This window comes from Staphylococcus sp. SM3655 (assembly GCF_016917315.1).
Lineage (GTDB): Bacteria > Bacillota > Bacilli > Staphylococcales > Staphylococcaceae > Staphylococcus > Staphylococcus aureus.
On the sequence record NZ_CP070305.1, the window covers coordinates 802,580 to 814,683 of the forward strand.

Annotated in this window: 14 protein-coding genes and 1 pseudogene; 8 read left to right on the plus strand and 7 right to left on the minus strand. The window is 31.0% G+C overall.

Translation table 11 applies throughout. The features are described from left to right. Nucleotides 1–350 precede the first annotated feature (350 nt). The 4 genes from icaC to icaA are packed head-to-tail and all read right to left on the minus strand — an operon-like array spanning nt 351 to nt 3,766. Nucleotides 351–1,403, minus strand: coding sequence for a polysaccharide intercellular adhesin biosynthesis/export protein IcaC (gene icaC, locus JQN76_RS03960; RefSeq protein ID WP_000723832.1), 1,053 nt, complete (start codon nt 1,401–1,403; stop codon nt 351–353). Next, entirely contained in the window at nt 1,390–2,262 is an 873-nt protein-coding gene (icaB, locus tag JQN76_RS03965) for an intercellular adhesin biosynthesis polysaccharide N-deacetylase (RefSeq protein ID WP_000877369.1), read from the minus strand. Before icaB ends, icaC begins: the two co-directional genes overlap by 14 nt. Further along, nucleotides 2,259–2,564 carry an intracellular adhesion protein IcaD gene (gene icaD / locus JQN76_RS03970; RefSeq protein ID WP_000240580.1) on the minus strand — a complete coding sequence of 102 codons (306 nt, stop codon included), beginning with the start codon at nt 2,562–2,564 and terminating at the stop codon, nt 2,259–2,261. Before icaD ends, icaB begins: the two co-directional genes overlap by 4 nt. Further along, entirely contained in the window at nt 2,528–3,766 is a 1,239-nt protein-coding gene (gene icaA / locus JQN76_RS03975; protein ID WP_001159430.1) for a poly-beta-1,6 N-acetyl-D-glucosamine synthase IcaA, read from the minus strand. The genes icaD and icaA overlap by 37 nt, the downstream gene beginning before the upstream one ends. Before the next feature lie 163 nt (nt 3,767–3,929). Here icaA and icaR point away from each other — a divergent pair, with 163 nt between their 5' ends. From icaR to JQN76_RS04010, 7 genes are all read left to right on the plus strand, one after another. Next, the gene (icaR, locus tag JQN76_RS03980; protein WP_000653261.1) at nt 3,930–4,490 is read left to right on the plus strand and encodes an ica operon transcriptional regulator IcaR; all 561 of its coding nucleotides are present in this window, start codon (nt 3,930–3,932) and stop codon (nt 4,488–4,490) included. 848 nt (nt 4,491–5,338) lie between these two features. Then, nucleotides 5,339–6,001: a Wzz/FepE/Etk N-terminal domain-containing protein gene (locus tag JQN76_RS03985; protein ID WP_000659675.1), complete on the plus strand. Its 663-nt coding sequence runs from the start codon at nt 5,339–5,341 to the stop codon at nt 5,999–6,001. A 16-nt stretch (nt 6,002–6,017) separates the two neighbouring features. Beyond that, complete coding sequence (locus tag JQN76_RS03990) at nt 6,018–6,710, plus strand: polysaccharide biosynthesis tyrosine autokinase (protein WP_000185863.1); 693 nt, start codon at nt 6,018–6,020, stop codon at nt 6,708–6,710. After that, complete coding sequence (locus JQN76_RS03995) at nt 6,707–7,474, plus strand: tyrosine-protein phosphatase (protein ID WP_000565312.1); 768 nt, start codon at nt 6,707–6,709, stop codon at nt 7,472–7,474. The genes JQN76_RS03990 and JQN76_RS03995 overlap by 4 nt, the downstream gene beginning before the upstream one ends. A gap of 234 nt (nt 7,475–7,708) precedes the next feature. Continuing rightward, nucleotides 7,709–8,209, plus strand: a complete 501-nt coding sequence (locus JQN76_RS04000) for a GNAT family N-acetyltransferase (protein WP_000244278.1) — start codon at nt 7,709–7,711, stop codon at nt 8,207–8,209. A 2-nt stretch (nt 8,210–8,211) separates the two neighbouring features. Further along, a complete protein-coding gene (locus JQN76_RS04005) occupies nt 8,212–8,688 on the plus strand; it encodes a peptide-methionine (S)-S-oxide reductase (protein ID WP_000301926.1) in 477 nt (158 codons plus the stop codon). Between the two features lie 78 nt (nt 8,689–8,766). After that, nucleotides 8,767–9,378, plus strand: coding sequence for a flavin reductase family protein (locus JQN76_RS04010; protein WP_000287917.1), 612 nt, complete (start codon nt 8,767–8,769; stop codon nt 9,376–9,378). Between the two features lie 84 nt (nt 9,379–9,462). Here JQN76_RS04010 and JQN76_RS04015 read toward each other — a convergent pair whose 3' ends face one another. The 3 genes and pseudogenes from JQN76_RS04015 to JQN76_RS04025 all read right to left on the minus strand — a co-directional run. Next, entirely contained in the window at nt 9,463–9,822 is a 360-nt protein-coding gene (locus tag JQN76_RS04015) for a hypothetical protein (protein ID WP_000603480.1), read from the minus strand. Between the two features lie 153 nt (nt 9,823–9,975). Continuing rightward, complete coding sequence (locus JQN76_RS04020) at nt 9,976–10,278, minus strand: hypothetical protein (RefSeq protein WP_001260013.1); 303 nt, start codon at nt 10,276–10,278, stop codon at nt 9,976–9,978. After that, nucleotides 10,265–10,723, minus strand: a pseudogene (locus JQN76_RS04025) (hypothetical protein); the annotation flags it as partial. The gene JQN76_RS04020 and the pseudogene JQN76_RS04025, both read right to left, overlap by 14 nt. A gap of 235 nt (nt 10,724–10,958) precedes the next feature. Here JQN76_RS04025 and JQN76_RS04030 point away from each other — a divergent pair. Then, nucleotides 10,959–11,651: a flavin reductase family protein gene (locus tag JQN76_RS04030; RefSeq protein WP_001109879.1), complete on the plus strand. Its 693-nt coding sequence runs from the start codon at nt 10,959–10,961 to the stop codon at nt 11,649–11,651. Nucleotides 11,652–12,104 lie beyond the last annotated feature (453 nt).

Below are 12,104 nucleotides of genomic sequence, written 5' to 3' on the forward strand. Positions count from 1 at the left end.
TTGGCGGGGCCCCAACAAAGAGAAATTGGATTCCCAATTTCTACAGACAATGCAAGTTGGCGGGGCCCCAACAAAGAAGCTGGCGGAAAGTCAGCCTACAATAATGTGCAAGTTGGCGGGGCCCCAACATAGAAGCTGGCGGAAAGTCAGCCTACAATAATGTGCAAGTTGGGGTGGGACGACGAAATAAATTTTGCGAAAATATCATTTCTGTCCCACTCCCATTGGCATTTACGAAGTTTAAATGTGCAATTAGAATATATGTATAACATTATTAAACACGCGGTAAAACGAAGTCAGTCAATTCAAACTGATTTCGCCCACCGCGTGTTTTTAACATAGCTTAATAATTAATAAGCATTAATGTTCAATTTATATGGTTGTTTTCCAATAATAAACCTAAAGATATAGAATTCACGCAATATCATACCGACACCTATACATAACCCTAAAATGAATAGTAGTGATATCGCTAGAAAGACCATTGTATTATCCTCAAATATATTTGTATATGCAAACAATGAGTCTAGAATGATTGGATGTAATAAATAAATAAAGAATGAGAAAGCACTAATCATTTGAATCGTATTAAATAACATTGTTTTAAAATGCGTGCAAATACCCAAGATAACAATAAACATAATACTATTATATGGTGTTAATGAATATGAAAAGCTGGTAACGTTCCAATAGTCTCCATTTGCTAACGCAATAAACACAAAATAAGTAGCTACAGCTAATACAATCATAATAACTAAATAACGTTCTAAGAAATTTAATACACGTTCGTAGTTATAACCCATATATGCACCTAAAAAGAAATAAAAAATCCATCCGAATATTATAGTGTTTTCACTTAATGGATAATAGTGTAGCACGGTATCGTGAAACGCTGTGTTGTTCGTAAAGTAATATAAAAATAATTGCTGTAAAATAAAAGATAACAATAATAATATTTTACTGTTGAATAGGTTATAGTTAATTTTAAAAATGATATAACTCAAAATAAAGAATTGCATGATAACAACGATAAAATAGCCATACCATTGACCTAATAGGACATTTTCAATGAATTGTTTATTGAAACTTGAATCTGTTAATAATGATTCACTATAACTGTAAAACAATCCCATTAATATGTAAGGAATAAGTATATATTTTACGCGTGTAGTTAAGTATCTATAGGTGACTTTTTGGTAATTCAAGGTTGTCAGTAACTGTGACAAGATAATAAAGCAAGGTGTACCAAAAATCACAATATTACGAATGTAAAATTGTAATACTAAGGATCCTCCCTCCATATTCTCATGTTTTAAAGTAATTTGTGTAAGTAAATGTGTGATAATAATAATTGCACATATAATAGCGCGTAAATATACGAGTTCAAGTCTAATCTTTTTCATGGAATCCGTCCCATCTCTTAATTAAATGCTCAAAAGCATCATCACTAATTAATATTCTAGGGATGTAATAATCATTGGAGTTCGGAGTGACTGCTTTTTCCTCTAATGAAAAACCGTATTTTAACCCAGCTTTTTTGATTACCGGTAATTTATCGTCATTCATCAAGCCATAAGGATAGGCTATAGTTTTCTGCGACTTTTTAAAGTTTTTAGTTAGATATTTTTCACTTTTGTTTAAATCTTTTATGATTGTAGCTTCAGAAGCTTTCATTAATTTTGACTTATTATTTTTAGATAAGTTATGCAAATCGTGGGTATGTGTTTCAAATTCCCATAACCCAGTTTTATACATTTCTTTTAGTTCTTTTTTACTAATCATATCGAGGTTGTGAAAGTTTTCTTCCCCAACATGACCTGTGATAATAAACCCAGTTGCCGGTATTTTATATTTTTTTAAGATTGGATAAGCATTTTCATAAATAGTTTCATCCATATCATCAAAGTTAATCCATACACTTCGTTTTGGAAACTTACCTTTTTTCTTGTAATATAAAAATTCTTTCAAGGTTAAAAATTTAGCATCATGTGATTTTAGCCATTTTATTTGAGATTCAAATTGTGATTGACTAACACTATAATTTTTAATTTCTTTACTACTAGAAAAGAAGTAAATGAAATTATTCAGAAAATTCGCTTTTCTTACACGGTGATAATTTAATGCCAGAGCACTATTTTCTTTATATTTCAGTTTTTTAGGTGAATCGTCATCTGCATTTGCAATATGATGACCATCCAGTGTGCTTACAGGCAATATGATCAAGATACTCAACACTAAAATTATTAATTTTCTATACTTCACGATTCTCTTCCTCTCTGCCATTTTTGAATCAATATGCTAATTGTAAAAAATACAAAAATGATAATCGCGAAAATGCCCATAGTTTCAAATATATCTAAAATTTCAGTATTTTCAATGTTTAAAGCAACACGTATTGTATTGATACTTTCGTCATGAATTTCAAATATAGTACCAATATAAACGAGTAGAACAACTAAACAATATATCCAAAAGACACACGATATAGCGATAAGTGCTGTTTCTCTTACAATATTTAGCGATGATTTTAGCGTTGGGTATTCCCTCTGTCTGGGCTTGACCATGTTGCGTAACCACCTTTCTTACGTTTTAATGCTTTTGGAAATGCGACAAGAACTACTGCTGCGTTAATAATCCAGTATACTGTCGGATACCAACTTACAAATATGAGTCCAGCCATATTCTTTTTCTCGTAGCGACTATCAATAAAGAGTGCGACTGTAAATTGAATAACGTTTATAAAAGTCATAGTAAATGATGATAGTAGAAATATTGAAAAACTATATGTCATAAATGTATAGTCTAAGAAGTTTGCTGTTATGAACAAATAGCCTAAATATAGAAGCACTATATATACCCATAAAATCGAGATGATTTGCTCAAACATCAAAATATATAAAGGAAACCTTTTCGTTTTCATTGTGCTAAAAAAGTCTCGTAGTAATACTTCGTGTCCCCCTTGAGCCCATCTCACGCGTTGCTTCCAAAGACCTCCCAATGTTTCTGGAACCAACATCCAACACATGGCAAGCGGTTCATACTTAATACGATATCCACGTAAATGCAATTTCCAAGAAACTGCAATATCTTCGGTAATCATATCAGTATCCCAGTAGCCAACATCGACAACTGCACTTTTTTTAAATAGAGTGAAGACACCCGAAATAGTATTGACTGCGCCAGCAAGTGTCTGACTTCGCTTAATACAGCCAATTAAACTTGCATATTCTATCGTTTGAATTTTACCTAAAATAGAACTCTTATTTCGAATTCTAGGATTACCTGTAACTGCACCAAGTTTTGGATCATGTTTGAAATTCTCAATCATATAATATGGTGCATCTTGATCAACGATAGTATCTGCATCCAAGCACATTACATAATCATATGAAGCCTGTTTAATGCCTTGATTGAGTGCGTTGGCTTTACCTCTGTTTTCTTGTAAATCGACGAAAATAAAGTCATTATTTTCTTTAATTTTATAGATGAGTTCTGCTGTATTATCTGAACTTCCATCATTAATGATAATAATTTCTTTTTTCTCGTATTTGAGTGCCAGAACATTAGACAACGTATCTTCAATTGTTTCACTTTCGTTATAACAGGCAAGTAAAAATGTAATGCCTTCTAATTCATCCACATTTATGTCAGGCTTCTTGTTCAATGAATATCTAATTTCTCTGGTAAAATAGAAATAAATTGAACCGACAATCCAGTAAATAGACATAAATACAGGATAAAAAAGCAAAAAGTTAAAAAATTGCAATTTCTTTACCTACCTTTCGTTAGTTAGGTTGTAAGCCATATGGTAATTGATAGTATTTTAATTTGCAATAGATTGTTGTTATAATTAAACGGAAATATTTGTAATTGCAACTTAATTTTCCTGTAACATAGTGTGATTAATTTTCAGTAGGGGGTTTTAAAAATTGAAGGATAAGATTATTGATAACGCAATAACCTTATTTTCAGAGAAGGGGTATGACGGTACAACACTTGATGATATAGCTAAAAGTGTAAATATAAAAAAAGCGAGTTTATATTACCATTTTGACTCGAAAAAAAGTATTTACGAACAAAGTGTTAAATGTTGTTTTGATTACCTTAATAATATTATTATGATGAATCAAAATAAATCGAACTATTCAATTGATGCTTTATATCAATTCTTATTTGAGTTTATTTTCGACATCGAAGAAAGGTATATTAGAATGTACGTTCAATTATCTAATACGCCTGAGGAATTTTCTGGAAATATTTACGGACAAATACAAGATTTAAATCAATCATTAAGTAAAGAGATAGCAAAATTCTATGATGAATCAAAGATAAAGATGACAAAAGAAGACTTTCAGAATTTAATATTGCTGTTTCTTGAAAGTTGGTATTTGAAAGCATCCTTTTCGCAAAAATTTGGAGCAGTGGAAGAAAGTAAAAGTCAATTCAAAGATGAAGTGTATTCGCTACTAAATATATTTTTGAAGAAATAATTTTTGTTACTAGTTTGTAATAATTAACTTACTTTTGTAAAAAAAGACATGAGATTATTTTTTTAAATCTATATAAAGTTGACAATATAAATCGATATTGAGAATATTAAGATGTATATGAATTTTATAAATTAAATGCAATACATTAATATAAATATCAATTGTTGCAAAATACGATTTGTTCAATGATTTGATAATATTATTCTTTATATTTGTGAATGGTTAAGTTTGTCTTTGAACATATTATAAAAGTGTAATGTTCCCCTGAAAAGAATAAGTTGTCATCTAATTACAGGAAATCCGCATAAATTAGATGAAATGGAAAGTAATAAGTAATAATTTATTGATAAGCGCCTATGTGATGGTAAATCATGACATAGGCGCTTTTTTTTATAAGTTAAAAATGTAAATAAAAATTATATAAATTACCCACATCTTTTTAAAAGGTGTGGTCTTTATTATCATTAACCCAATTCACAGTGACGGGTTACGCAAGGTATTGAACTACCGAGTACGGGCACGCTCGGTGTTGTAAAGAGCAAATAATCAAGTAATGATGATGCTTCTACTCGATTATAAGAAAGCCATGATAGCGTACGATGGTATCTAGGTTTATTATTAATAGGTTTGGATATTTGAAGTTGGACAATATTATATCTTGTACAAAAATATAAATAAGTTATACATAATGGTCAAGAATCGTGATATAATTTTAAACGATAAAATATTTATATAAATAATTAGAGAAAATGTAGTTGTGTATGTTTTGTAGTCGTTAAACTAGATATAATTGTCCGATTTATAAAACATACATAATGAATACAATGATTGATTATGTGGAGGAAACCATGAAAGAAAAATTTGATTTAGTAAAACTATTAAATATTCTAAAGAAGAATATTAAATTATTGCTTATTTTACCGGCAATATGTCTTGTAGTAAGTGCGGCATTAACCTTTTTTGTTATGCCTGACAAATATACTGCTTCTACTCAAATATTAGTGAACATGAAAAAGTCTTCAAGTGATTTAGCTTTTCAAAATGTTCAAAGTAGTTTGCAGTCTGTTAATACATATACGGAAATTATCAAAAGTCCTAGAATTCTAGATAAAGTATCTAGAGAATTTGATGGTCAGTATTCAACAGCTGAGTTGAATTCATTTTTAAAAGTAACCAATCAAACAAACTCTCAAATTATTACTGTATCAGTTACCACTGGGAATAAATCTGAATCTGACAAAATTGTTAATAAAATATCTAAAGTTTTTGCTCATGACATGCCTAAAATTATGAGTGTTGATAATGTTACGATACTTTCCTCAGCACATGATAATGCTGTAAAAGTATCTCCAATAGTATCTGTCAACTTAGTGATCAGCATTATTGTTGGTATTGTTTTAGCAATATTGATTATTTTCTTAAAAGAATTATTAGATAAGCGTATTAAGACGGAAGAAGATGTTGAATCGCAACTAGGATTACCTATTTTAGGTTCAATACAAAAATTTTAATTTACGAGGAATTACCATGACGAATACACGAAGAAGTACATCAAGTTTAATTGTCCATGAACAACCAAAGTCACCTATTAGCGAGAAATTTCGAGGCATAAGATCAAATATTATGTTTGCAAATCCTGACAGTGCAGTTCAAAGCATTGTAATCACTTCAGAGGCACCAGGCGCAGGTAAGTCTACAATTGCAGCAAATTTAGCAGTTGCATATGCACAAGCAGGTTATAAAACACTAATCGTAGACGGGGATATGCGTAAACCTACGCAGCATTATATTTTTAATTTGCCAAACAATGAAGGACTTTCAAGTTTATTGCTAAATTGGTCAACTTATCAAGACAGTATTATCTCAACTGAAATTCAAGATTTAGACGTCTTGACGTCTGGGCCAATCCCACCGAATCCGTCAGAGTTAATTACATCAAGGGCATTTGCAAATTTGTATGACACATTATTGATGAATTATAACTTTGTCATTATCGATACGCCACCAGTGAACACAGTTACAGATGCGCAATTATTTTCAAAGTTTACCGGCAATGTTGTCTACGTAGTTAATTCGGAAAATAATAATAAAGATGAAGTTAAAAAAGGAAAAGAACTTATCGAAGCAACAGGTGCTAAATTATTAGGTGTAGTCTTAAATAGAATGCCTAAAGATAAAAGTGCTAGTTACTATGCATATTATGGGACTGATGAATCATGATTGATATTCATAACCATATATTAGTTGATATAGATGATGGTCCTAAAACAATTGAAAAGAGTATTGCACTATTAAAGCAAGCTAAGGATGAAGGTGTAACAAGTATTGTAGCGACACCTCATCATTTGCATCCGAGATATGATAATACATTTCAACAAGTGCTTGTGAAATTGGCGGAGTTAAGAACGCATCCAGAAGTTCAAGCATTGGATATTAAATTATTTCCCGGGCAAGAAATTAGAATTACAGATTCGATTCTGCAAGGCTTAGATAATGGTAGTATTCAAGGTATTAATCGTTCGAAATATTTACTAATTGAATTTCCAACGGGCGAAGTACCACATTATACAAAACAATTGTTTTTTGAAATACAATCGAGAGGCTACATACCAATCATTGCACATCCTGAAAGAAATAGAAGTATCGCCAAAAATCCAGAAATATTATATGAACTTGTTGCAAATGGGGCATTGAGTCAATTAACATCGAGTTCTTTAGTTGGTGGATTTGGAAAAAACATTCAAAAGTTATCATTACAATTTATAGAATGTAATTTGGCTCATTTTGTAGCTTCAGATGCACATTCATGTGACCAAAGACCATTTTTGATGCAAGAATTATTTCACAATCATAAATTGAAGAAATATTCGAATGATATTGAAGCATTACTTCGAAATGCCAGTTCAGTAATCAATGATAATTTTGTTTATTTAGACAGACCGACTAAGCCAGGAAAAGTGAAGTCGTTTTTGAAATGGTTTTAACTAAATATATTTTTTCGAATTAGACTGGTATACATGTACCAGTCTTTTTGAGTATGCTTAAAATGAATTATAATCATGATTATTTACTAATTCGTATAATACAACTTGTCTAATTGATTAAGGCGAATGGCTTTCAATAAAAAGACTCGTTTTTTATAGTGAAGGTAGTTTGAAAATAATGAATATAAAGATGAAGGTATTACTTTTGATATATAGGGCTAAGGAAGTGTTTTTATGGTATTAAGAAAAGTAATCATGCAGGACTTAGATCAAATTATTGCACTTGAAAATATTGGTTTTTCACCGGAAGAAGCTGCAACACGAGAGGCATTGAAATTGAGAATTGAACAAATTCAAGAAACTTTTATTGTAGCTGAAAAGAATGATGAAGTAATTGGATACATCAACGGTCCAGTCATAAAAGAGCGTTACATTAGCGATGATTTATTTAAAAATGTCTCCACAAATAATAGTGAAGGTGGCTATATTAGTGTGTTAGGTCTTGTTGTAGCACCAAATTATCAAGGTCAGGGTATTGCAGGTCGCTTACTAAACTATTTTGAAACTCTTGCTAAGAATCATCATCGACATGGTGTAACGTTAACATGTCGAGAATCATTAATTTCATTTTATGAAAAATATGGGTATCGTAATGAAGGTGTATCAGAATCATGTCATGGCGGTATTAAATGGTATAACCTTGTTAAAAATATAAAAAAGGATGATGAGGTGTAAATATGGCAGTTGTTTATGTAGCAGGAGGATGTTTATGGGGTGTTGAAGCATTTTTTGCAACAATACCTGGAATTATACATACAGAAGCAGGAAGAGCAAATGGAAGAAGCTCTAAATTAGACGGTCCGTATGATGGTTATGCTGAATGTGTCAAACTTCATTTCGATGATCGTATGTTAACAATTACAGACATTATGAATTATTTATTTGAAATCATTGATCCTTACAGTGTGAATCAACAAGGAAATGATATTGGACAAAAGTATCGAACGGGTTTATATAGTTGTGTAGATGACCACTTAATTGAAGCGCGTCAGTTCATTGAACGACGTAAAGACAGAGATCAAATTGCAGTGGAAGTCTTACCGCTGTCTAACTACATTAAAAGTGCTGAAGAACATCAGCAACATTTAGAAAAATATCCAGAAGATATGCATATGTGTCATATTTCAAAAGATTTGCTAAATAAATACAAGTGATTTTCAGAGGAGAATAGATGTTTAAATTAACCAAAATCGGAGAAATACCTAGATATACTTAGAAAAGAGGTAGGTATTATGTATACGTTTGATGCACAATCATTAACTGCTAGAGAAAACTATAAATTATTAATTGGTTCAATTATTCCACGACCTATAGCTTTTGTTACAACATTAAATCAAGATGCATCAGTAAATGCAGCACCATTTAGCTTTTTTAATATTGTTAATAATCATCCGCCAATGATTGCTATTGCAGTTCAACGTGCAGGAGGTAAGAGAAAAGATACTGCATTAAATATAGAACGGACTGGAGACTTTGTTGTGCATATTACAGACGAAGATAATGTTCAAGATATTAATGAGACTGCAGCGCCGTTAGCATATGGTGACAGTGAGTTGAGTCGTACAGAATTATCACTTTTAACATCTACAACGATTAAGACGCCAGGAATTAAAGATGCGAAAATGAGATTCGAATGTAAACTATCGCAAATGATATTGCTTGGAGATGTATTAGATGGGGCTGATTTAATAATAGGTGAAATTGTAACTTATCATATTGATGACAGTATTTATGAGGGTGATTTTAAAATCAATCCACACGCATTACAGGCTGTTTCTCGTTTAGCCGGAAATGATTATGCTAAATTAGGGGGAATATTTACGATAAAGAGACCAGAAAAATAATAAAACACATGCTATAGCGGTATACCGTTTATGAATTGAATCAAAAGTACACAGGTGCTAAAGTATGTGCTTCTAAAATGAAGACTATTTTTTATTACAAGAAAATGTATCTAGTAAACTTAAAGTAGCAAGACCTAATAAATTTAATGCATGTTGTGCACCTTTTTTACCTTGGCCAGCTTCGAAATGTTTGTAAGCAGCTACACTTAAAATGCCTATCGTTGATAGTGATGCAAGGCGAGAAATGTTTTTATTGATAAAGCTAGCTGAGTATAAAGCAGCAGTAGTTGCTTCTGCAATGCCGACGTATTTTACAAGTTCTTTTTGCAAGCCAAAAGTATGTTCAAACAGTTCAATCATACCCTTATCTTCTTGCAATTTAGGTTTACTGGCTTGGTATAGCTCTTTCGCAAGTTTTAAATTCGTTGCGTAACGCAAAATCATATTTAATTCCTCCCAATATTTGATTTTTTGTGAAAGATGATTACTTTATCATTTTTACCCGTTTCTATAAAAATGAATCAATTATGTAACGTATGTGTAGTTTAGGAATGTTTGCTATGGAAATATAATTCTGTTCACTCAAAATGTATGAAATTAATGTGTAGTTTTGTCGAGTTGCTCTTTTAATTTGGTTAGATTGTTTTTTAGAGAAGCGGTACTATTTTTAAGTGCATCAACAGATTTACCTTCGTTTTGAGACATTGAGTTTATTACAGCACGAAGTTCTGTTTCTAGTATGTCAGCGTCGCCTTTAGCATTAGAACTTAATACTTTAATATCTCTTAAAAGGCTATCTGATAGTAGTGCATTTTTGCCAGTCTCCAATTTCGAATTGTAATTCCAACCGCTACTTAACTCAATAGCATCTAAATCGGTTATATGATCATTTGTTCTCATCATACTTTCCTCCCTCGATGGAAATTACATTAGTATCCGATTTTAAACGGCCATTTCCATCTACCATTGACGGGGAAACATCATCTTTATAAAACTGTACAAATTTTGTGCTAGGATATGATTGCATAATGTCATTTATAGATTTTTGAAGGTTCCAAGCATAGTTTTTTACTGTTTCTCTATTTTTTTCTTTATCATAATAAGCAATGAACTCTGATTTCATATTTTTTTGTATTTGTGGATATTTGTTAATCAAAGATTGTAACTGTTGATTGAATGCATCACCTTTTAAGTGCATAACAGGTTTGAATTCTTTTTTGAACTTATCCAGATCATCGATACTATCTGTTCTGAAATTCAAGTATTGCCTTGTAACGCCGTTAAATTCTTGTTTTACTTGAAGTTTTTCGCTCATCGCATAATAGCTGTCTTTTTCAATTTCACTTTATTATTATAAACTAATCATGATTGAAGTAACTATAATTAATTAAATTTACAAAAGATATCATAAATATTAATTGTATAAATCCTTATCTGAATTTTTCGAATCAAGAACGCAAATTATAAGCAACCACGTCATATATAGTTTCTACTTATAAATAAATTGTTTATTTATATTAGACGCTTATGTAAAGAGGGCGTAACCTTAAATGTAATTACTTATAAGGGGTGAAGATAGTATGAATTATTCGCCAAAACAAGGTGTAAGAAGTCATGGTTTACCGCACGACCCATTTAAAAGTAGTACAGTACCACGTCCAATAGGGTGGATCTCTACTGTATCGAAAGATGGGAAAGATAATTTAGCGCCTTATAGTCAGTATCAAAACTTAACTTGGGATCCGCCTATGGTTATGTTCGCAGCAAATCAATCCGTTCTTGGTGATCACGAACGTAAAGATACAGTGAAAAATGCTGAAGAGACAGGTTGGTTTGTGTGGAATATGGCAACGTATGATTTAAGAGAAGCAGTTAATTTATCATCGAAAGCATTGCCACCAGAAGAGGATGAATTTAATTTTGCAGGTGTAACAAAGGAAAAATGTATAGAAGCTCCAGGATATCGTGTAAAAGAATCGCCAGTTCATTTTGAATGTGAGTACGTTCAAACGATTCGTATTCCAACTGGAGATCCAGTATCTACCGTAGATATTGTTATAGGAAGAGTTGCCCAAGTTCATATTGACGATAAGGTTATTCTTGATAATGGTAAATTGGACATTAAGTCGATTAAACCTATTGCCAGATTAGGATATTACGATTACACAGTAGTGAATGAGATATTTGAAATGAAAGCACCTGCAGCTTCTAAAGAAGAGTTAGCAGGTTTAGAAGGAAGAAATTTCGATAATCAATCAGATGAAAAGATATAAGTAATTTAATCATTTTAGTGAATTCAATGCATCCTTACTAAACATTCAACTTAGTAGCGATGCATTTTTTCGCTTTATAAATGAAAATGTTAAAGCAATATGTCGTGGTATTTATATTTTTAAAGAAGAATCTTTTAGAATTACACATATATTACACTAGGTTTATTGAAAAAATATTGGTATTACTTTAATATTAAAGATGTATTTTGCATATAATATTTATCGTTTAGTTGTAAATTAACTATTTATAAATAAAAGGTGGATGGTATAGATATATTAATACAATAATTATTTTAAAAACGAAACAATTATAATGATTAAACATAAAGCCAATTAGCCAAATTTATATAAAAAAAGATTATACGCATAAACGAGAAAAAGTAATTTTAAAAATATGAAAACGATTACATTTAGACGAATAAAAATGAATTTTTACAAATTTTAACAAAATGA